The following is a 22,330-nucleotide window of genomic DNA, read 5'->3' as shown; positions in this document are numbered from 1 at the left end:
GGAGGGTGCTTTTCTTGGATTCTTTTGATCAGGCATGGGAGATTATCTGCGACTACTGCAAATCGCAAATTACAGACGTGGCCTATAAAACCTGGTTCAGCAGGCTGAAGCCCGTTTCGCTGGACTTTGAAAATGGCGTGGCCATTATCGAGGCCCCAAATGACTTTCACAAGCAAACCCTTTTACGCTGCTACAGCGATCTTTTAGAGCAGGCCCTGCAAAACGTTTTCGGAGATAATATCGGGTTTTCCCTTTACGTCAGAGAAGAACCGGCCGCACCCACAAAAAAGGACACGCCTTCTGACGAGGGCTATGAGCTCACCTTTGATACCTTTGTGGTAGGGCCTTCCAACCGCTTTGCCCACGCCGCCTGCCAGGCCGTAGCCAGCAAGCCGGCTCTATTATATAACCCGCTCTTCATTTATGGCAATTCCGGATTGGGCAAGACACACCTGCTCTCCGCCGTATCAAAAGAATTTCAGAACAATTTTCCAGACCGCAGTGTGGTTTACGTAAAAAGCGAGGATTTTACCAACGAAGTGATCGAAGCCATTGCCAGAGGCTCCACTTCCGCGCTGCGAAGCAAATACCGGAATGCGGATCTTTTCTTGGTAGACGATATCCAGTTCATCGGCGGAAAGGTTTCTACCCAGGAGGAATTCTTTCACACATTCAACACCCTTTATGAGGCAAAAAAACAGATTGTCCTTACCTCAGACCGTCCTCCCAAAGATATCGCAACCCTGGAGGACCGGCTGAAAACCCGCTTTGAGTGGGGTCTCACCGCAGACGTACAGGCACCGGAATTTGAAACCCGGGTAGCCATTATCCGCCGGAAAGCCGAGAGCTTTGATTTTGATATTCCTGAAAATGTATGTGAATACATGGCCAACAAACTGAAAAACAATATCCGCCAGCTGGAAGGAGCCGTCAAAAAGCTGCGTGCCTTCCATCTGTTGGAAAACCGTCCAGTAAATATCGCTACAGCTCAAACAGCCATCAGCGACATTATCAACAACTCTCAGCCCACCCCCGTCACTGTAGAAAAGATCATCGAAGAGGTGGCCAGGACTTATCAGGTCACCCCGGAGGATATCTGTTCCCAAAAGCGCAACGCCATGGTATCCAAGGCCAGACAGGTGGCCATGTATGTGGTGCGGGACATCACCCAGATGCCCATGGTGGAGATTGGCGAGACTTTTGGCGGCCGGGATCATTCAACAGTAGTCTACGCTCTGCGGCAGATGGAGGATAAGCTGGAAAAGGAAAGCCACACCCGGGACACGGTAAACGATATCATCAAAAACATCCGGGACAGGTAATTCAACTTTTCCTCAACATTCCACCAACACAATCTCAACCGGCCGTGGAAAAGCAGATTGCCTTTCCACTTGTCCACCATCTTGTCCACAGGGGAAAGTGAAATTCTTTCGACCTGGACACCCAGGAAATTTCTGGGATTTTCCCTGTTCTCCACAGTTTCCACAGGCCCTATTACTACTTCTAAATCTTAGAAAGAAGAAAAGAATATTTTTTCAGAGTAATACTGTGTGGCCTCCGCCGTAAAGGACGCGTCTACGGCGGGAGGGGCTTCGAGTCTCGCCTGCCGGCTCGGTCGGCGACGGGAAATCGCCACTGGCGATTGTCACCCCCCCTCCACCCCTACCACCTTTAAAAAGGTGGATGAAACTTTTACGCTGGTTAGCTGAGTGCGCTAAAGCCGAGCACATTGCCGGGTCCAGGGGTGGCCTAACCCCTGGCGAGGTGTGGAGCAGAGCTCCACGACCTTAAACACCTTAGAAGCGCATTTTTTAAAGGTGAATTGGCACGTAGTGCCAAGAGGAAACTTTTTTCTCTTGCAAAAAGTTTCCTAGTCTCGGAGTAAGCCAGCTATGGGCGCAGTATTCCGGCTTAAAGTTCCCGTCTGGCTGTGTGCCTGTCGCCAAGCTGCCCCGCGCACCGTTCCCCCCATAAAAATTCTCAAAACTTATAGTTTCTGAGAGCGACGAAGTCTAACGAACTCTTGCTACCGTCTGCTCCGTATCACTTAAAAATTCTCTTAAGAAAGGAAAAAAACATGAAGTTCACTGTCAATAGAAGCGACATCACAGAAGCGGTTTCCAATATACAAAGAGCGGTTTCCACGAAAAGCTCCATTCCCGCTTTGGAAGGCATCCTGCTAAAGGCCGCGGAAAACCAATTGGAGCTCTGCGCCTATGATATGGAGCTGAGCATTACAACAGTCATTCCCGCTAAGGTACAGGAGGAGGGAAAATCCGTACTCAGCGCCAAAATCTTCTCCGACATTGTGCGGAAAACCCCGGACGATACCATTGAAGTCACTGTAGACGAGAAGGATATGGCCTCCATCGAAAGCGGGTGCAGCAAATTTGCCATCATTGGCATCCCGGCGGAGGAATTTCCGGAACTGCCCCAGGTAACCGGATCAGAAACTTTTCAGCTGCCTGGCGGCGTTCTGAAAAGCATGATCCGGCAGACTGTGTTCGCTGTAGCGGAAAGTGACGCGAAACCTATCCATCAGGGCAGCATGTTCCATATTGAAGAGGGACAGCTGGACGTAGTGGCGGTGGATGGCTACAGGCTAGCAAAGCGTACGGAGACTATTGAATATCCTGGGAAGCTCTCCTTTGTGGTGCCGGGGAAAACTCTGGTGGAGGTGCTGAAGCTTCTGAAAGATTCAGAAAATGCGCTGGAAATTTCCGCAGGCCAGCGGCATATTATTTTTAAAATAGACAATTATACCGTGATTTCCAGTCTGCTGGAAGGGGAATTCCTCAACTATAAAGCTACCATTCCCACCAGCAGCAAGACCAATGTGGTATTGAAATCCCGAGAGGCCATTGAAAGCGTGGAGCGAGTTTCCCTTTTGATTACAGACCGGATTAAAAGTCCCATACGATGCGTTTTTTCTGATAATGAAGTTAAGTTGCTGTGCACCACTTCTATGGGTCGTGCCAGCGACGAAATTTCCGTCTCTATGGAAGGCGAGGACGTGGAAATCGGCTTTAATAACCGCTATCTGTTAGACGCGCTGCGGAACACAGAATGCGATGAAATCCGGATAGGGTTAAGCGGGCCTTTGAGCCCTATGACCATACAGCCAAAAGAGGGAGAGAGTTTTCTATTTCTAGTGCTGCCGGTACGGCTGAAAAACGATTAGAGCAGAGTCATAAACGGAGGGTATGGATGGAAAACATTCAGATAGATACTGAATATATTAAATTGGATTCATTTTTAAAGCTGAGCGGACTGGTAGTCACCGGCGGGCAGGCAAAAGCGGCCGTACAGGATGGAGCGGTATCGGTAAACGGAGCGGTCTGCCTGATGCGGGGGAAAAAACTGCGGGATGGCGATGTGGTGGAAGCCGCCGGGAGAAAGTTCAGGGTAGAGAGATGTTCGTGATGCGATTTGAGGTCCGGAATTTCCGGAACCTGGAGGAGGAGGAGATTTTTCCCTGTGAGGATGTGAACGTCATCTATGGCGGAAACGCCCAGGGAAAGACAAATCTGTTGGAGGCGATCTGGCTTTTTACAGGAGGCCATTCCTTCCGAGGGGCCAGGGATACCGAATTGCCCCGGCTGGATCCGGAAACTGGGAAAAATACCCCTGGCACGGCCTTGGAGTTGGACTTCTTCAGTGAGGAGCGAGAACAGAACGCCGTGCTGCAAATCGAGAACGGACGGCGGACAAGCTGGATCAATGAGGTAAAAAAGAACTCCGGAACAGCTCTGGTGGGGAAGGTGCGGGCGGTGATTTTTTCTCCGGAGCATTTGTTGCTGATTAAGGAGGGGCCCGCTCACAGGAGAAATTATATTGATACCGCCTTGTGCCAGATTAAGCCGGGATACGCGGCTCTGCTTAACAATTACCGCCGGGCTCTGATGCAGAGAAACGCTCTGCTGAAGGAGATTGCCAAGAACGCAAACATACCGGATACCTTGGAATTGTGGAATGCGAGGATTGTAAAGCTGGGAACCCAGGTTATATTGGAGCGTGGACGTTTTATTGAGAAAATTGAACCGGATATTCAGGAGATTTACAGCGGGATCGCTCGGGGTCGGGAAAAAATACAGGTGTGCTATTGCCCGTCTGTTAAAGACGGAGCCAGCCAGGAAGAAATAGAGAGCCTATTTCTTCAGGAGCTGGAGAGAACCGTGGCTTCAGACGCCCGGACGGGCTTTACTTCCATAGGACCCCATCGAGATGATCTTGCCCTTACCATAGATGGAAATTCCGCCCGGATTTACGGCTCTCAGGGCCAACAGCGCAGCGCGGTTCTGGCCATGAAGCTGGCGGAAGCGAAGATTTTGACGGATTTTTCTGGTGAACCGCCCATCGTGCTTTTAGACGATGTAATGAGCGAACTGGACCAGGAACGCCAGGATTACTTATTAAACCATCTTCAGGGCCAGCAGGTATTTATTACCTGCTGTAGTCCGGAGACAGTAAGCCTGATGGAAAATGGGATGCGTTTCCGGGTAGAAAAGGGAGTAATATTTCCCGAGGAGCTTTAATTTTTTAAAGTGGAAAGGAAAAATTTTACTAATGTACCTGCATTTGGGGCAAGATACCATTGTGATGACAGACCGAATCATAGGCGTTTTTGATTTGGATAATTCCACGGTTTCCAAAGCAACTCGGGAATTTTTAGCGAAAGCTCAGCGAGAGTGCCGGGTTGTGGAAGTGAGCACGGAGCTGCCCAAGTCTTTTATTGTATGTGAGGATGCCGGCGTGGAAATGGTATATCTTTCTCAAATGTCTCCGGCTACCCTCCTTCGCAGGGCGCGTTAAACAAGGAAAAAGCGTGCTTTTAGTAAAGAAAGCGGCTTATATACACCTATCTTCCAGAAAGTATAGCAGAAAGGGATGGTTTTGAAAAAATGCGTTATTTCGGAGTGCCTACTTGTCCGTATTGCAAAAAGCGGGTGAATCTGATCCGAACCTGGTCACTGAAGCGGCAGGGAGAATACCAGTGCCCCAGATGCGCTGGAATTTCTAATATTTATCTGTCTCCGCTGATTTATGTTTTGGCGCTGCTGGCCGTCTCTGCCAGCGGAGTGATCTATTTTTTCCATAAATTTATTTTGGATGATATAGAATTAAAAACAGCTCTCTATGTATTCATCCCTTTTGCAATTTTCTTTTTGTTCAGTCTCTTTATGGTCTATCTGGAAAAGCCGGTGATAAAAAAAGTTTCAAAATCGGAGTATGGTAAAAAGCGTCCGGGACGCGCTGATAGGGAACCCCTTCCCACTGCCCAGGCAAATCAGAATTATTATGACGACGACAGCTACCTGCCCAGAAGTTCTCACCGGGCAGGCCCGGTTCTCCAGCAGGATTCCCGCCAGAGTGTGGTAAATCAAGAGGCTTTCAGCAGGGCCAGACAGCAGGCAGAGGTGGAAAACAGCCAGCAGATTCAGCGGATGAGAAGCATTTCCCGCCCGGCCAATGGAGTTCAAGCTCCACAGCAGCAGGCACCGAGACAGCAAGCCCCTTCTGTCCCCCGGGCCCAACCGTCGTCCTATGTGCCCCAGCAGCGTGTTCCGGCTCAGTCGGTCCAGCACCTCCAGCGTCCGGCGGCGTATCCTGCGGCCCAACAGCAAAAAATTGTACAAAGACCGGTTCAGTCCTCTCAACAGAGGATGAGTTTTGCCCAACAGGGGGCGGTCGCCCAGCAGCAGTATCGGTCTGTGTCTGTGCAAAATAGAGAACCCAGCCGGCATTCCGGAGTAGTGGGCAGTGCAGGAGCTCCTGTTCAGAATAGCGGTTATTTAAACCGCTATCAAGATTCTGCCTCTATGCAGAGAAGAGGAAATGAACTTGGTAAAAATAGTCAAAACCAGCGGTAGTGCTTTACAAATCTGAAAAAATCTGTTAGAATGATAGAATAGGTAATTGTATGCGGAGTTCTAAGACAGACTCTAGGGTGGAGGGCAGTTTTTCTTGGATAATAAGGATTTGAATGAAGTCATGGAAGAAGAAAATGAAATTGACGCGGTCAATGAGATAAACGACATGACGAAAACCGATCAGGCCTATGACAGCGACCAGATCCAGGTGTTGGAAGGTTTAGAGGCTGTTCGTAAACGGCCTGGTATGTATATTGGTTCCACTGGGCCGAGGGGGCTCCACCACCTGGTTTATGAAATTGTGGATAACGCCATAGACGAGGCTTTGGCTGGCTTCTGCGATAAAATTGTGGTGAAGCTGCTTCCGGGAAACGTAGTCTATGTATCAGACAATGGCCGGGGAATTCCTGTTGGAATTCAACACCAAACAGGTCTGCCGGCGGTGACCGTGGTCTTTACCATCCTCCATGCAGGCGGAAAATTCGGCGGGGGCAGCTATAAGGTCTCCGGTGGCCTCCACGGCGTAGGCGCTTCGGTGGTGAATGCCCTGTCTACCTGGCTGGAGGTGGAGGTCATCACCGACGGCGAGCGGTATTATCAGCGCTTTGAGCGGGGCAAGGCCGTCACCGAGCTCATCGAAAAGGGCCCGGCTCCCGAGGGCAGCAGCAACGGTTCTGTGATCTGCTTCCAGGCAGACCCGGAGATCTTCAAGGAGACCACGGTATATAGCTACGAGACCTTGCAGACCCGGATCCGGGAGCAGGCTTTCCTCAACGCGGGAATCACCATCGAGCTGATAGACGAGCGGGACCCGGAGGAGCGGATTTCCGAGGAGCGGGACTTGGAGCGCCCGGTGGTAAACAGCTTTTGCTATAAGGGCGGCATACGGGAGTTTGTGGACTATCTGAACAAGAAAAAGGCAGTGGAGGTCATTCACCCGGATATCATGCACTTCTCCACAGTGGCGGCGGACAACAATTCCACCGCCGAGGTTGCCATGCAGTATACGGACAGCTTCAATGAGCTGATCCTCTCCTTCGCCAACGATATCCGCACCGTGGACGGCGGCACCCATGAGGATGGCTTCAAGCGCGCGCTCACAAGGGCTATGAATGAGTACGCGAGAAAATACAATATTTTGAAGGAGAACGACAAGAATCTCTCCGGCGAGGACGTGCGGGAGGGACTGACCTGTGTGATCAGCGTGAAGCTGAAGGAGGCCCAGTTCGAGGGCCAGACTAAGGCAAAGCTGGGCAACACGGAGATTAGTGGCCTTGTGAGCAACCTGATCTACAAGAGCGTTATGGAGTATCTGGAGGAGAACCCCGCCGCCGCCCGGGCGATTTTTGATAAGGCTCTCACCGCCTCCCGGGCTAGGGAGGCCGCCAGAAAGGCCAGGGAGCTGGCCCGGCGTAAGACCGCGCTGGAAAGCAATTCCCTGCCGGGCAAGCTGGCGGATTGCCAATCCCGGGACCCAGAGGAGACCGAAATTTACATCGTGGAGGGAGACTCCGCCGGCGGTTCCGCCAAAGGCGGGCGGGACCGGAAATTCCAAGCTATCCTTCCCCTTTGGGGAAAGATGCTGAATGTGGAGAAGGCCCGGCTAGACAAGGTCTATTCCAACGAAAAGCTCATGCCCGTGGTGACAGCCCTGGGCACGGGTATTGGCGAGGACTTCGACATCAGCAAGCTGCGCTACGGCAAGGTGATCATCATGGCGGATGCCGATGTGGACGGCAGCCATATCCGCACTCTGCTGCTCACCTTCTTCTTCCGGTTCATGCGGCCTTTGGTGGAGCAGGGGCATGTGTATCTGGCCCAGCCGCCGCTCTACCGGATCACCAAGAACAAGCGGCACTACTACGCCTTTTCTGACCCCCAGCGGGACAAAATCATCGCGGAGCTGGGGGGCAACTGTCCCATTCAGCGGTACAAGGGCTTGGGCGAGATGGACCCCATTCAGCTGTGGGAGACCACCATGGACCCCGCCGCCCGCACCATGCGCCGGGTGGAGGTGGACGACGCCGCCCGGGCGGATCAGGTGTTCACCATTCTGATGGGGGATAAGGTGGAGCCCAGACGGGATTTCATCGTAGAGAACGCCCAGAAGGCTAACTGGGACGTCTAGGGGCCTCCGGCGGCTTAGGGGCTCCGCCCCTAAGAACCCCGCCACTTTTGAAAAAGTGGACAAAACTTTTACCCTGCTTCCTCACTTCGTTCGTCGCAGACAATTCACGTATTTTTGTCGAGCTTACCGAACAACCATAAAAGTTTTGCGCGAGCTTTTTCAAAAGCTCATGGGAGTTTGAGGGGTGAGTGTCTGCCAGGAGCAGACAAGCTACGAACCGACCGAAGCGACAGCTGAGACCCAACGCCCTCAAGATCTTAATCTCTTGACCTTAAACACCTGAGAAGCTCATTTTTTGGTGTGTGAATAAAAGTTAACACTCGCTCTGCTCGGTTTAACTATCCGAGTTTTGCAAAGCAAAACTCTTGTAAGAGGGCGCGGAGAGTTTCATCTCGCCGTGCGAGGTGAAACTCTTTTGCAACTGAGAAAAAAGGGCCTAGTCCCGGAACCAGCCGGCTCTGGGCGCGGCTTCTATCCATAAAGAGGGAGAATAGCAGATGGCTGAATTGGAAAACAACGGCACGCCCCCAGAAGAGCCGGGCGGACAAATTATCGATGTAGCGTTGACTAAGGAGATGGAGCAGTCATTTTTGGACTACTCCATGTCTGTAATTGTGCAGCGCGCTTTGCCGGATGTGCGGGACGGCCTGAAGCCTGTGCACCGGCGAATCCTCTACCAGATGTACCAGGATTCCCTGTGGCCAGACGCGGCATACCGCAAGTGTATGGACACCGTGGGCAAGACCCTGGCCTCCTGGCATCCCCATGGGGACGCGGCGGTATACGACGCCATGGTCCGCCTGGCTCAGGATTTTTCTATGCGGTACATGCTGGTAGACGGCCACGGCAATTTCGGCTCTGTGGACGGAGACCCCCCCGCCGCCCCCCGTTATACCGAGGCTAGAATGACTAAGCTCTCTGTGGCGATGCTGGACGATATCAGTAAAAATACGGTTGACTTTAAGCCCAACTATGACGACCGCCTGAAGGAACCCGAGGTGCTTCCCAGCCATTTTCCTAACCTGCTGGTGAACGGCTCTATGGGTATCGCCGTGGGTATGGCCACCAATGTGCCTCCCCACAACTTGAATGAGGTGTTGGACGGCGTCTGCTGCTATATCGACAACCCCGAGGCCACCCTGGATGAGCTGATGGAGCACATTAAAGGGCCGGACTTTCCCACCGGCGGCATCATTATGGGCCGCAGCGGCATCCGCTCGGCCTATGCCACAGGCCGAGGAAAAGTGGTAGTCCGCGCCCGGGCGGAGATCGAGGAGGACGAGAAGTCTGGCCGGTCCAAAATCATCGTCTCAGAGATTCCCTACAAGGTGAACAAGGCGGAGCTCATTAAGAGTATCGCCGATCTGGTGAAAGATAAGCGCATTGAGGGTATTACCAATGTGGACGACCACTCCGACCGGGAGGGTATGCGCATCGTCATTGATGTAAAGCGGGAGGCCTCTCCCCAGATCGTGCTGAATCATCTCTTTTCCTTGACCCAGATGCAGGTTTCCATTGGCGTCATTATGCTGGCTTTGGTAAACGGCCGTCCGGAAATCCTCAATCTGGAAAAAATTTTGCGGAAATACGTAGAATTCCAGATGGAGGTCATCACCCGGCGCACCCAGTTCGATCTCAAAAAGGCCCAGGATCGGGCACATATCCTGGAAGGTCTAAAGAGGGCCGTTGACATTGTGGACGAGATCATTGCTGTAATCCGCTCCTGCAAGGGAGGGCGCCCCGAGGCCAAGGCCGCGCTGATGGAGCATTTCGACTTTGACGACCCCCAAGCGGAGGCCATCTGCCGGTTCCAGCTGGGCCAGTTGGCGGGGTTGGAAATTTTGAAGATCGAGACAGAGTTAAATGAGTTGTATGAGCAGATCGCCGACTTGAACGATATTTTAACCAGTGAGAACCGCCGTTTGGCGATTGTCAAAGATGAAGCCCTGGATATGAAAAAGCGCTTTGGAGACGAGCGGCGCACGGAGATCGCGGCTATCAGCGGCGAGGTGGACGTGGAGGATCTGATCCCGGTAGAAGAATGCGTGCTCACTCTTACCCAGTATGGCTATGTGAAGCGGCAGAAAATGGAGACCTATAAGACGCAGAAGCGGGGCGGTCGGGGCATCTCTGCCATGAGCCGTCGGGAAGAGGATGCGGCTTCCGATATTTTTGTCACCGGCAGCCATGACTATATCCTCTTTTTCTCCGATCTGGGCCGGATGTACCGGGTGAAGTGCTACGAGGTGCCCGAGGGCTCCCGCACCAGTCGGGGAATGCACATCCGTAACCTGCTACCTCTGCAAGGGGAAGAGACAATTACCTCTGTTCTGCATCTGGACAGTGTGGATGAGGATTGCTATTTGGTTATGGTCACTCGAAACGGCGTGGTAAAACGCACAAAGCTGTCCGCATTCCAGAATGTGCGTAAGGCCGGACTGATTGCGGTGGACCTGGACGAAGGGGATTACTTAGCTTGGGTGCAGGCTACCACGGGCCATGACGATCTGCTTTTCGCCACCAAAAATGGCATGGCTCTGCGGATGAATGAGACGGAGATTCGGGAGCTGAGCCGGACTGCCCGAGGCGTCAAGGTAATGAGTCTGAATGAGGGAGACTCCATTGTAGGCATGGATGTGATCCGAGAGGGACAATTGGTGCTGACCGTTACGGAGACGGGATTCGGACGGCTGTCGCTGCCGGAGGAATACCGGGTACAGAAGCGGGGCGGAAAAGGCCTGATTAACTATCATGTTGACCGGTTCGGCGCTGTGGCGGGTGTCAAGGTGGTTTCCCCGGAGGAGGACATTATTCTGATTTCCAGCGATGGCATTATCATTCGGATCCCGGCGGCCGATATCCGCCAGTGTGCCCGGCCCAGCAAGGGCGTGCGAGTGATGAAAATTCAGGAGGGCAGCAAAGTGGTCACTTTGACTAGCGCTCCCAAGGAGGAAGAGCCGGAGCCCGGTGAAGAAGGCGCTGTTTCAGAAGAGATAGACGGTAAAGAGGAAAACTTGGAAGAAACTTCTTTGCCGGAGGACTGACAAATAAACAAAAAAGAGCTCCCAGCTTGGGGGCTCTTTTCTGTTTACTATATCTGTAATTGTCTCATCCCATGGGCCCGGCAGTTAGGGCGGCGTCGAAGTCGGGTAACTCCCCTTTTCCGGAGAAGCAGATTTCGCAGAGAGCTTGAGCGTGGTCCCGATATTTCTTCATAATCGCTATGGCAGCGCTGACTTGGCTGTCACTGTCCTCACCTCTTTCCAGAAGAATTTGATCTACCTCTTCCTCCACGGTATTCTGCCAGTCTCCGTGTTCCTGACGCAGGGATTCTTTGTCATTGTCTGAAAGAACCTCCAGAGCAGAGGTATAGAAAGAGGGAATCGCAATCTGCCAGCTCTTGGCAGCATTGCTGTAGGCGGTAAGAATAGCGTTGGTTGAGGACGCGCTGTCCAGGTCCTCTGCCAATTTTTCGTCTATCATATTGTCGGCGAACACCTCCTCAAAACTAGGCCCGGAGCTGGGTTCTGGGGTAGGACTGGCCTCTGGAGTAGGTTCCGCCGTAGGTTCGGGAGTGGGGGTGGGTTCAGGCGTAGGGCTGGCCTCCTGGGAAGAGACGCTGGATTCCGGTTCTCCCTGGCCCTCGCAACCGGAAAGTAGAAAGGGCAGCATCAGGCAGAAAGCCGCCAGCAGGACGGCGAGTTTTTGTCTTTTCACGGGCATAACGCTCCTTTTCAGAATAAAAATTTTTGTAGGAATACTGTGTGGCCTCCATGCTTCGAACTGTGGCAAGACCGTGGAGCTCCGCTCCATACCACGCAACCTTTGAGAAAGGTAAGACTTCGTTTTACGAATTCTACGAAATATTTTACCCTGGTCAGCTCAGCCAAAAACCGTAAAACATTCACGACGAATGAAATGAGGAGTGACTTTGCACGGTCCAGTGGCGATTGTTCTGACCCGACCGAACCGGCAGCTGAGGCCCAGAACCTCCAAGGTCTTAAAGCAGGCCCTTTTTCACCAGCGCGGCGGTTTTCAAGATACCAACTTGGGTTTTTGCGTCTGGAATTTCATTGTCGCACACCATCTCCACGGCCTTTTCCAGGGGAATTTTCTCGTTGGAGAGAAACTCGTCCGGGTCCAGGTGAAGGTCCTGCTTCTGGCCTACAGCGCGGCAGGCCCACAGCCGGATGATCTCCCCGCAGTAGCCGCCGGTGGGGTACAATTCTCCCAGGGAGATGTAGTTCTCCCCGGTGGTGCCGGTTTCTTCCAGCTGCTCCCGCTTCATGGCCTCGAATGGATCTTCGCCGGGCTCCAGTTTTCCAGCGGGAAGCTCCAACAGCACTTTTTTGTATGGATACCGGAATTGCCGCACAAAAATCAGCTCATTCTTCTCTGTGAGAATGGCTACGCTTACCCCACCGGGATGGTCTACCACTTCCCGCATAGTGGTATGGCCATTCTCCAGCTCTACCTGGTCCACATGGACGTGGATGATCCTGCCATCGTAGATAGTTTCACTGCTCAGAGTTTTCTCAAAAAGTTTCAATGGTTTTCCTTCCTTTCAGCTTCTCTCTAGGTGGTTCATCACCAGACCGGTGATGAGCTTGGGATAAAAATAGGTGGATTTCTGGGGCATTTTTTCCCCGCAGGCCGCCACATCCCGGATCTCCTCCACTCGGGTGGGATTCAGCAGAAAGCAGCACTGGCTCTCCCCCTTTTCCACCGACTCTACGGCCTCTTCCCCAGAGCGGGTATAGGTAAGATTCAACTGACGGGCCATGTTCTCTTTGTCGATTTTGAGAATCCGCTCCAGAACCAGGGTGTGTAGGATGCTCACGTCCAGCCCACGGGAGGCGGCGCTCTTGTCTGGCAGAAGGGCATTCATCACAGAGAGATCTTTCAGGGTAAGCAGGCTCCACTGGCTTCCATCAAAATAGGCGAAAGCGTGCTTGGCCTGGGCATAAGCCTCATCCAGGCCAAGCTGGGCAGATTCAAGATTCTCGATTGGAGAAATATCAAAGAGTTCCCCACAGGCAGCCAGAAGAGAGGCACTCTCAAAGTTTTCCAGTCCTCTCACCAATCGGTGGGTGGGAAAGACTATCAGGCCCTCGTCCGTCATGTCCACCAGCATCATCATCGCAAAGTCCGCTCCCGGGCAGTATTGCCCCTGTTCCTCCAGATGCCGGCGGTAGTTCAAGGCGGTTTCGTAGCGGTGGTGGCCATCTGCGATATAGAGCTTTCGTCCGGCAAAATCCTCTTGTATGGCCGCGATGGCGGCAGGGTCATTTACCACCCAAAGCCGGTGGGTGACTAGCCCGTCAGAGAAATCATAGCGGGGGACGGTTCCAGCGGCCAGGTTGTCCAGCCGCTTCCGGGTCACATGGCCCTCGTCCTGATAGAGGGAGTAGATCTGGCTGAAATTGCAGTGGGCGGCCTCCATCAGGCGGAAGCGGTCCTCCTTGGCCTTGCTGAGGGTCTCCTCGTGGGGCAGGACCACCCCGGTGGCGAACTCCTCCAGGCGCACCCGGCAGATCAGCCCCCGCAGGACCTTCCTCTCCCCTTTGTCCACCTTGCTCAGAAATTCCTGCTCGTAGATGTACAGGCCCGGATCCATGTCGGTTTTCAGGATCCTCTCCTCCAGCCAGCTGGAGAGGGTTTGGGCGGCCTCGCCGTAGGGGTCCTCCCCCTTGGGCAGCTCCAGGCGGATAACATTGTGGGGATTGCGGGCAAGGTATTCCTGGCGCTGGGCCTCGCTGATAATATCGTAGGGCGGGCAGGTGAGCTCCTCTATGCCTCCGGCCTTAGTTGTGTCATAGCGGAGCGCCCGAAAGGGTCTGATGTCTGCCATGGGGATTCCTCCTTTGTTTTTTTCCTCTCTCATTGTAATCGCAATCGCCCCTCCCGTCAACAAGAATCACCGGGATTTCACGCAATATTCACAATCAAGGGGTATACTTTGGATGAATAATAATGGTTGGCCTCCGTCGCAAAAGGCGCGACTACGGCAAGATCGTGGGGCTCCGCGCCCCACACCCTCGCCAGCTTAAGACCAGCTGGATCGGTCAATACTAACCAATGTAAAAGTTTCGCCCGCCTTTTCAAAGGCGGTGGGAGTTTGAGGGCAACGCCCTCAAGGTCTTTCCATCCCCAGCGGCAGGCTTGACAAAAGGCGCTTTTTTTGTCATACTATAGAAAGTTTCACAAAACAGGAGGAATCACGGAAATGGTAGAGGTCAGGAATCTGACGAAGCGCTACGGCGCGAACCTGGCGGTGGACCATGTGAGCTTCACGATTGAAGAGGGCTCGATCGTGGGCTTCCTCGGGCCGAACGGCGCGGGAAAATCCACCACCATGAACATTATCACCGGATATTTGTCCGCCACAGAGGGCAGCGTGTCCGTATCGGGCAAGAACACCCTGGACGACCCCAACGAGGTGAAAAAGCTGATTGGATATCTGCCGGAGCAGCCCCCTCTGTATTTGGACATGACGGTGAAAGAGTATCTCAATTTTGTGTATGAGCTGAAAAAGGCCACCCAGCCCCGGCAGCAGCACCTGGAAGAAATCTGCCAGCTGGTGAAGATCAGCGACGTGTACACTCGCCTCATCGGCAACCTCTCAAAGGGCTACAAGCAGCGGGTAGGCATTGCCCAGGCATTGATCGGCAACCCGCCGGTGCTGATTCTGGACGAGCCCACCGTGGGCCTGGATCCCAAGCAGATCATCGAGATCCGCACCTTGATCAAGAACCTGGGCCGTAACCACACGGTGATCCTCAGCTCTCATATTCTGCCGGAGGTGCAGGCCGTGTGTGAACGGATCATCGTTATCAACAATGGCAAGCTGGTGGCCGACGGCGCCACGGACACCCTGGCCCACGACCTTTCTCAGGACCATAGGCTCATCATGCGGGCCGAGGGGCCTGAGCGGGAGATTCTCCACGCCATAGAGGCCCTGGATCATGTGACGGATGTGTATTCTCTGGGCGAGAAGGAGCCGGGCGCCTTTGACTTCAGCGTGGAGTCTGAGCAGGATACGGATATCCGCCGGGATCTCTTCGCCCTGATGGCCAGAAAAGGCTGGCCGGTGCTGGCCCTGAAAAATACCGACCTTACTCTGGAGGACCTGTTCCTGCAGCTGACCAGCACGGACAGCGCCTCCGGCACGGACAGCGAGAAAGGAGAAAACTGAAAATGAACGCGATATTCAAGCGGGAGCTGCGCTCCTATTTCAACTCCCCCATCGGCTATGTCTGTGTGGCGGCTTTAGCCGCTCTCTATGGCCTGTTCTACTTCATGGTCATGGCCCAGGGATCCTCCAGCTATATCTCCCGGTACGTCTATGGCAGCATGTTTAGCTTCTCTATGCTGGTGATTCCCATTATCACCATGAGGAGCCTCACCGATGACCAGAAAAACAAAACCGATCAGGTTCTGCTTACCGCTCCCGTGGGAGTCACTGCCATTGTAGGCGGAAAATTTCTGGCGTGCTTCTTTGTGTTCTTCATCGCTTCTACTATTGGGCTGCTGCCTGCGGTAGCCATGAGTTTCTTCGCCAGCCCCAGCTGGGGGGAGATCCTGGGCAACTATATTGGCACTCTTCTGTACGGCGGGGCCATGATCTCTATCGGCGTGTTCATCTCCAGCCTGACCATCAGTCAGATTATCGCCGCCATCGGTACTTTTGCCGTTTCGGTGTTTCTGATGTATATCGATTCCCTGGCCTCATCTATGAATAATGCGGTAGTCGCCACGGTGGTGGGCTGGATTTCTTTCAGCAACCGTTATACTATGTTTACCCAGGGACTGTTCAGTGTATCCAGCATGGTATTCTTCCTAAGCGTAATCGCCATCTTCATTTTCCTCACCGCCCGCAGGGTGGAGAGCCGCCGCTGGAGTTAAGGAGGATAAAAAAATGGATGAAAAAAATCAGAACCAGGAAAATCTGGAAACCATAGAGGAAAACGCCCGGGCTGGAACGGAACAGGGGAATGCCCCCGAGCAGGAGCCTGAGGTGGAAGAGGCCGTCCTCCAGGAGGAATTGGAGGGAAAGCCCGAGCCCAAGGCTCAGCCCGGCCAAAAAAGGAAGGGATCTTTCTTCCGGGGAAATAAATTCAAGCGGGGCGGTATGGCTACCGTGATGACGGTGGTGTTTATTGCCATTGTAGTGGTGGTGAACCTGCTGGTATCCATTCTGTCAGAGCGTTTTCCCTCTATGAACGTGGACCTGACCGCCCAGAAGATGAACACCCTCTCTGAGCAGGCGGCGGATGTGGCCAAAAGCATAGAGCAGGAAACGATTATCTATCTCATCGGCGCGGAAGAATCTTACCGCAACGATACCATCTACTCCAACTATGGCCTGCAATATAGCCAGGTGGCCAATCTGGCGGAGCGTTTGGCTGAGGCTAACCAGAATATCAAGGTGGAGTTTATTGAGCCGGACACGAACCCAGAGTTTATCAGCCGCTATGCGGAGGAAAATCTGGCTACCGGCCGGGTGATGGTCAAGACGGACAAGCGCTATAAGGTGCTCACGGTGGACGACATGTTCTCCCTGTCTCAGAATTCCACTACCGGCGGCACTGATATGTTCTCCAAGGTGGATAGCGCCCTGGCCGGAGCCCTGGAAATTGCCAACATGGACAAGGTCCCGGTGTTCACCATTGCCACTGGCCACGGAGAAATGCTGAACTCCACTAACATGGCGGCTTTCCTGAAGATGATGGAGGACCAGAATTTCCAGGTGGAGGAGATTGACCTGCTCACAGAGGAGATTCCCGCGGACACCCAGATTCTTATGCTCCCTACCCCCACCACTGACTATACAGAGGAGGAGCTGGCAAAGTTGCGCGCTCTGTTGGCGGACCAGGAGCGGCAGGAATCTGTTATGATATTGGCAACCTTCTACCCCAACCAAGGGAACTTCCCAAATTTGAATAGCTTCCTGGAGGAGTGGGGCGTGGCGGTGGAAACCGGCTCGGTTGTGGCGGAAAGCGACGATTCTCGGTATCTCCTGGCCAATCCCAGCTATGTGCTGGTAGACTCCGCCAACGATGCTATAGAGGGCACATACAGCCGGCTGGTATCTCCCGCCAGCGTGCCCATCAAGCTCCTGTTCTCCGGCAACGGCGAGATTGGGGCGGAGGCTTTGTGGACTACGGCCAGCAGCGCCTATACCATTACGGAGAATACCGCCGAGGAGGAGATAGAGAAGCCGGTCACCTCCCAGCAGGTGGTGGCCAGCATGTCCTCGTCTCTGGTCCAGTTTGACAACAAGTTCTATCAACGGGGCGTAATTGTCTTTGGCTCTTCCCAGGTGTTTACCGACACCTTCATGGAGACGGCTTTCAGCAACCGGCAGTATATCTCCGACCTGCTGAGGCTCTCTACGAATACGGATGGCAGCTCCGTCACCGTTTATACCGAGAAGGTGCAGACCAACACCCTGGATGTGATGGCCACCCAGAATACTATTGTGGTGCTGGGCCTGGGCGTGTTTACCATTGGCCTGCCGCTGGTGATTCTGGCCGCCGGTCTGGTAATCTTCCTGAAGAGGAGGCATCTGTAAGCAGATGAAAAAGACCGTAAGAAACATTATTATCATGATTGTTGTGCTGGCGGTTCTGGGGGGAGCGGCGTTTGTACTGTTGCAAATGCCCCAGGAGAATACCGGCGAAGAGAGCTCTTCCCTTCTCTCTTCTTCCAGCGAGGCCACAGAGGCGGTAATGGAAGCGGACGAAGCGGATGTAGAGTCTATCAAGATAAAAAACAGCGAGGACGAGTTCACGCTTATCCCAGAGAAAACCGCCGAAGCGATTGATTTTACCCTGGAGGATTGCAGCGGTTTTGACCTCAACACCGCGCAGATCTCATCCAACGCCCGGACGCTTCTAAACCTGAGCGCTTCTAAAAATCTGGGCGGCCAGGAGGATTTGGGCGCCTTTGGTCTGGACTCTCAGGGGGCCGCGGTCACCATCAACTATAAAGATGGAGGCAGCGACAAGCTGGTGCTTGGCAACGAGGCCGGAGAAAGCGCGGGCCGTTATGTACTCAAAGACGGCACGGTATATATTGTAGCCGGAGTGCCTGCGAATTTCTACGGTAGCAAGTTCGAATATTTCAATCTTGCCGTCTACACCGTTGCCGACCGCACAGAGGTCAAGGTGGACGAAGATGGCAGTTCCTCTGAAAGCGCCGGGCAGGATATCCTCTATGAGATTACCTTCAGCGGTGCCCAGTATCCGGATCCCATCACGATTGAATACAGTTCTAAATCCAGCAGCGAGTATTTGATGACCCAGCCGGTGGTGGCGGAATCGGGAAACACACCCTTTAACGAGCTAATGTCTACCCTCAAAAGTCTGACCGCAACCGGCATCGCCGATGTGAAAATCACGGAGGAAAAGCTGGAGAAGTATGGTCTGACAGAACCGGACGCGCAGATTGCTTTTAACCTGAACGACAGCGAGCATAAGCTGGCTGTCAGCGCCAAGGACAGCGAAGGCTATCGGTATATGATCGCCGACGACAAGGATATTATCTATCGGGTGGCAAACGGCCTGGTAAACAAATGGGCGGAGACAAATGTCACTGGCCTGCGGATGAGTTATATCTGGATTCCCCATATTCAGAATGTGGAAAAACTTACCATTACTTTGGATGGGGATCAGGTGAAAGAATATAACGTGACTCGTACTGTCAATGAGGAGAAGTCGACAGAAGATTCAAAGAAGTATGATCTCGCCGTTGTGGATTCCCAAGGAAATGCCGTAAACTATGAGGAGGCCTACCAGCCTTTTTATCAGAAGCTGATCGGCCTGGCGGTATTTTCTCAGGAAGCAGTCGAATATGAGGGTACTCCGGCGCTCCGGGTGGAATATCAGTATTTTGATGGGGGCAAGGATGTGCTGGAGCTGTATGCCATCAGCGGCGGGGGACAAAATCGTTATGCCGCCCTGCTCAACGGCGTGTTCAACGGCCAGGTACGAGGGAGCGAAGTAAAAACCATAGTGGAGCTGGTGCCTTGACATCTCAAAAGGCATTAAAAAAGGAGTGAGCCTGTGAAAAGAATTGCCTGCGCACTGCTTGCGCTACTGATGATTGCCGGCATCCTGGCCGGATGCTCCAAGCAGAAGGAAGAGGAGACTCCCTCGGAGCCAGAGGCTTCCCATGCTCCTGTAAATGAGGCTGCGGGCCCGTATCATATCGGATTGGTGCAATATATGGAGTATGCCCCTCTGGATGAAGCCCGGGAGGCCTTTGTCAACCGGCTGGATGAGTGGGGCTATGATGACGGCAAGGTGGAAATCAACTACCAGAACGCGGGAGGAAACTCAGATAAGGCGGCGGAAATCTGCCAGAAGATGGTAAAAGATAAAGTGGACGTTATTGTAGCCATCTCTACGCCCGCCGCGAAAGCGGCCGCAAAAGCGGCGGAAGGTTCCCAGGTAAAAGTGGTATTTCTTCTGGCAAATGATCCCCAGGGAGAATTGGGTGTGGAGAACTTGGAGCAGCCTCAAGGAAATGTAACCGGTGTGGTGGATTTGGTTACGGCTCAAGCCGCGCTGGATCTGGCGGCACAGGTAAATCCCCAGCTTGCCTCTGTAGGACTGCTTTACGATCCCGGCTGTACTTTTGGAACGGCCTATGTGCAGGCGTTCAAAAAAGTCTGCGAAGAACGGAACATTGCTGTTTCCGAAGGACAGGCCGCAAATTCCGGAGAAGCAGCCGCCCAGATGGCAGAACTTTGTAAAAGTGTGGACGCGGTATTCTCCCCAGTAGACAGTACGATATCCACAGCGGCTGCGGATACCGCGAAAGCTGCCCAGGAAGGGCATAAGCCCTGGTATTCCTGTACAGAGGACGTGGTACGGCAAGGGGCTTTGGCCGGCATCAGCGTGGACTATGCCGAGGCCGGGAATAAAGCGGCGGATATGACCGTGCAGCTGGCGGCGGGCCGCCCGGTGCGGGAACTGCCTGTTTATACCTTCTCCAGTGGAAGGGTGAACGTGAACCAGGCCGTTATGTCTCTGCTGGATGTCCACCTGCCGGAAGAGGTGTTAGAAACCGCCAATTATTGTGAGCCAAAGCAGTAATTTCCTAATCAGTCAGTAAAACCCGCAGGGATTTCCCTGCGGGTTTTACTTTTAGTTATTATGCGGAATCTGAATAGATTTTTGCGGTCTATAGTTATAGTTAGCGCAGCTCAAAAAAGGTATCCTAGCTCTTCTGAACCAGGCGGCAGAGCCGCTTAACTTAAGAACCAGTTTTGGCGATTCTTCTATGAATTTACTATTATTTATACTCCCCGCCGTGGGATAGACTTGCGGTGCTGGGGCGTTCGCGGCCGGAGGAGGATGTCTCTCCGCGTTTTGACAGCGATGGAAACAGCCTGTTATCCTATACCTGTATTAATTTTAAAAAGTGGGCTGTGGTGGGCTGAAAGTGTCTCGGTCCATCAAGTGCCTGCGGGAAGGGAAGTTGGATGGCATGGCAAACATACAGGCGAGGAAAAACAAGGAAGGGCAGATCATTTCTTACAGCATACGGGTTTATCGCGGACGAGACCCGGAAACCGGCAGGCAGCTTTCCCCCTATGCCTGCACTTGGAGGGTGCCTGAGGGATGGGGGGAAAAACGGGCCCGGAAAGAGGCGGAAAAGCAGGCGGTCCTGTTCGAGCGGCGATGCCGCCAGGGAGGCGCTGGGGACGGGCGACAGACCTTTGGGGAATACGCAGAGTATGTGCTCTCTTGCAAAACCACAATGGGAATGAAGCACCTGACGGAAATCCACTACCGCCAAAGCCTGCAGAGGGTACTGCCCGTACTGGGCCCGATGAAGCTGTGCGAGATCAAGCCCCAGCACCTGAATCTGCTCTATCAGGCGTTATCCTCTCCAGAGGCTCGAAACGATAATGAAATGGAAGAGGTAAAGCCTATCTTATGGAAAACGCTCGAGGAGCGGGGGATTCTTGGGGATCTGCCCACAAAAGGGGGTGGCAGGGTGAGTTTGGCCCGACTTCGGGCGGGAGAACCGGTAAAACCCGCTACGGCCCGGCGTATCGCGGAAGTGCTGGACATGCCGGTGAACGCTCTGTTTACTCCTGTGCGCAAAGAGCGGACCCTCAGCTCCCGCACAGTGATGAACTGTCATCTGTTGGTTTCTACAGTACTGGGCCAGGCGGAAAAGGAGCTTCTGATCCCGTATAACCCTGCCAGGAGGGCCGTGCCGCCCCGGCGGAATGAGAGCGCAGAGCCTAATTATTTCCAGGAAGAGCAGGTGGGCGCCATTCTCAACGCTCTGGAAGCAGAACCCATCAAATGGCGGGCAGCTATAAACCTTCTGCTGGCTTCAGGATGCAGGCGAGGGGAACTATTGGGACTGAAGTGGGAGAAGGTGGATTGGGAGCGGCGTTCCATCAGGATCGACTGCGCCATGCACTATGCGGCGGACCGGGGGCTCTATGAGGGCCCGCCGAAAACCAGGGATTCCATCCGGACCCTGCGCCTGCCGGAAGAGACGGTCGACTTATTGGCAGAGTATAAAAAATGGCAGGAGGAGGAAATCCGCTGCCAGGGACAAAAGTGGAAGGCCTCTCCCTATATGTTCACGGGAGAACATGGGGGTCCCATGAATCCCTCCCAGCTGGGCAATTGGCTAACTCGCTTTGAAAAACGGCACGGCCTCCCCCATCTGAATCCCCATGCTTTCCGGCATACCATGACAAGCCTGCTCTTGTTCAGTGGGGTGGACAGCATCAGTGTGAGCCACCGGCTGGGACATTCCAGCGTGGCTACGACAACGAATATTTATGGCCACTTGATGAAGCAGGCAGAGGACCGCATCAGCGGCAGAATGGAGGAGATTATGAGCCGGGCAAAATCAGGATCCGGAGAAAAAGGGCAATAAAGAAACGGGACCTGCCAAAAGAACGGCGGGGAGAAAGCTAAAAACGGAAGAAGGAGAGCTTGGAGCAGCTGCTTCAGGCTCTCTCTTTTCTTCCCAGCGTGAAGGAGGATCAAAAAGGTGTCCGGAAATCTCTTTCCAAATGAGTTGAATAAAAGTTGAATTGAGATGCGAAAAAGCGCGAATAGGGTCGAATTTGCCGTTTGTTAACATAAAATCGGCCTTTTTAAGTGGAAAACGGAGGGGGAGTTGAACAAAAGTTGAATAAAAGCAAAAATCGGCGCGAAAAGCCCGCGCTAATTCCCAGAAAATTCCTGTGGCGCCCCTGGCCGCCTGATCTCAAGTGTGAGTATATAGTTAACTTCCACTCAGGGGCGGAAAGCCGCCCTATGAGAATCTAAAATTTAAGAGGGTTGAAATC

Annotated in this window: 18 protein-coding genes; 14 read left to right on the top strand and 4 right to left on the bottom strand. The window is 53.3% G+C overall.

Annotated elements, in window-relative coordinates:
- Positions 1–14: 14 nt before the first annotated feature.
- The 8 genes from dnaA (at position 15) to gyrA (ending at position 11,042) form a co-directional block, all read left to right on the top strand.
- On the top strand, positions 15–1,322 hold the full coding sequence (gene dnaA, locus D7X94_RS12585; RefSeq protein WP_120428037.1) for a chromosomal replication initiator protein DnaA: 1,308 nt from the start codon (positions 15–17) through the stop codon (positions 1,320–1,322).
- A 755-nt stretch (positions 1,323–2,077) separates the two neighbouring features.
- Positions 2,078–3,181 carry a DNA polymerase III subunit beta gene (dnaN, locus tag D7X94_RS12580; protein WP_120428036.1) on the top strand — a complete coding sequence of 368 codons (1,104 nt, stop codon included), beginning with the start codon at positions 2,078–2,080 and terminating at the stop codon, positions 3,179–3,181.
- 26 nt (positions 3,182–3,207) lie between these two features.
- Positions 3,208–3,423, top strand: coding sequence for an RNA-binding S4 domain-containing protein (locus D7X94_RS12575; protein ID WP_120428035.1), 216 nt, complete (start codon positions 3,208–3,210; stop codon positions 3,421–3,423).
- Positions 3,423–4,535, top strand: coding sequence for a DNA replication/repair protein RecF (gene recF, locus D7X94_RS12570; RefSeq protein ID WP_243111308.1), 1,113 nt, complete (start codon positions 3,423–3,425; stop codon positions 4,533–4,535). The genes D7X94_RS12575 and recF overlap by 1 nt, the downstream gene beginning before the upstream one ends.
- Before the next feature lie 31 nt (positions 4,536–4,566).
- Positions 4,567–4,812, top strand: coding sequence for an extracellular matrix regulator RemB (gene remB, locus D7X94_RS12565; RefSeq protein ID WP_120428033.1), 246 nt, complete (start codon positions 4,567–4,569; stop codon positions 4,810–4,812).
- Positions 4,813–5,048: 236 nt separating this feature from the next.
- Positions 5,049–5,870: a hypothetical protein gene (locus D7X94_RS12560; protein WP_147401730.1), complete on the top strand. Its 822-nt coding sequence runs from the start codon at positions 5,049–5,051 to the stop codon at positions 5,868–5,870.
- Positions 5,871–5,991: 121 nt separating this feature from the next.
- A complete protein-coding gene (gene gyrB / locus D7X94_RS12555; RefSeq protein ID WP_442857910.1) occupies positions 5,992–7,998 on the top strand; it encodes a DNA topoisomerase (ATP-hydrolyzing) subunit B in 2,007 nt (668 codons plus the stop codon).
- Positions 7,999–8,495: 497 nt separating this feature from the next.
- Positions 8,496–11,042, top strand: coding sequence for a DNA gyrase subunit A (gene gyrA, locus D7X94_RS12550; RefSeq protein WP_120428031.1), 2,547 nt, complete (start codon positions 8,496–8,498; stop codon positions 11,040–11,042).
- Positions 11,043–11,106: 64 nt separating this feature from the next.
- Here gyrA and D7X94_RS12545 read toward each other — a convergent pair whose 3' ends face one another.
- From D7X94_RS12545 to D7X94_RS12535, 3 genes are all read right to left on the bottom strand, one after another.
- Positions 11,107–11,715, bottom strand: a complete 609-nt coding sequence (locus D7X94_RS12545) for a hypothetical protein (RefSeq protein ID WP_147401729.1) — start codon at positions 11,713–11,715, stop codon at positions 11,107–11,109.
- Positions 11,716–11,998: 283 nt separating this feature from the next.
- Positions 11,999–12,547, bottom strand: coding sequence for an NUDIX domain-containing protein (locus D7X94_RS12540; protein WP_120428029.1), 549 nt, complete (start codon positions 12,545–12,547; stop codon positions 11,999–12,001).
- A gap of 15 nt (positions 12,548–12,562) precedes the next feature.
- Positions 12,563–13,849, bottom strand: a complete 1,287-nt coding sequence (locus D7X94_RS12535) for a DUF1015 domain-containing protein (RefSeq protein ID WP_120428060.1) — start codon at positions 13,847–13,849, stop codon at positions 12,563–12,565.
- Positions 13,850–14,224: 375 nt separating this feature from the next.
- Between D7X94_RS12535 and D7X94_RS12530 the strand changes: the two genes are divergently transcribed.
- The 6 genes from D7X94_RS12530 (at position 14,225) to D7X94_RS12505 (ending at position 21,912) form a co-directional block, all read left to right on the top strand.
- A complete protein-coding gene (locus D7X94_RS12530; protein WP_120428028.1) occupies positions 14,225–15,193 on the top strand; it encodes an ATP-binding cassette domain-containing protein in 969 nt (322 codons plus the stop codon).
- 2 nt (positions 15,194–15,195) lie between these two features.
- A complete protein-coding gene (locus D7X94_RS12525) occupies positions 15,196–15,903 on the top strand; it encodes an ABC transporter permease (RefSeq protein WP_120428027.1) in 708 nt (235 codons plus the stop codon).
- Positions 15,904–15,916: 13 nt separating this feature from the next.
- Entirely contained in the window at positions 15,917–17,572 is a 1,656-nt protein-coding gene (locus tag D7X94_RS12520; RefSeq protein WP_120428026.1) for a GldG family protein, read from the top strand.
- 4 nt (positions 17,573–17,576) lie between these two features.
- The gene (locus D7X94_RS12515) at positions 17,577–19,031 is read left to right on the top strand and encodes a DUF4340 domain-containing protein (protein ID WP_120428025.1); all 1,455 of its coding nucleotides are present in this window, start codon (positions 17,577–17,579) and stop codon (positions 19,029–19,031) included.
- A gap of 33 nt (positions 19,032–19,064) precedes the next feature.
- The gene (locus D7X94_RS12510) at positions 19,065–20,099 is read left to right on the top strand and encodes an ABC transporter substrate-binding protein (RefSeq protein WP_120428024.1); all 1,035 of its coding nucleotides are present in this window, start codon (positions 19,065–19,067) and stop codon (positions 20,097–20,099) included.
- Positions 20,100–20,493: 394 nt separating this feature from the next.
- Positions 20,494–21,912, top strand: coding sequence for a site-specific integrase (locus tag D7X94_RS12505; protein ID WP_120428023.1), 1,419 nt, complete (start codon positions 20,494–20,496; stop codon positions 21,910–21,912).
- Here the strand turns inward: D7X94_RS12505 and D7X94_RS18205 are convergent.
- Complete coding sequence (locus D7X94_RS18205) at positions 21,886–22,122, bottom strand: hypothetical protein (protein ID WP_147401728.1); 237 nt, start codon at positions 22,120–22,122, stop codon at positions 21,886–21,888. The two genes, D7X94_RS12505 and D7X94_RS18205, sit on opposite strands and share 27 nt — an antisense overlap.
- Between the last annotated feature and the right edge of the window lie 208 nt (positions 22,123–22,330).

The sequence above is a fragment of the Acutalibacter sp. 1XD8-33 genome (assembly GCF_003612555.1).
Lineage (GTDB): Bacteria > Bacillota > Clostridia > Oscillospirales > Acutalibacteraceae > Acutalibacter.
This window is presented reverse-complemented; position numbering and strand designations above follow the sequence as displayed.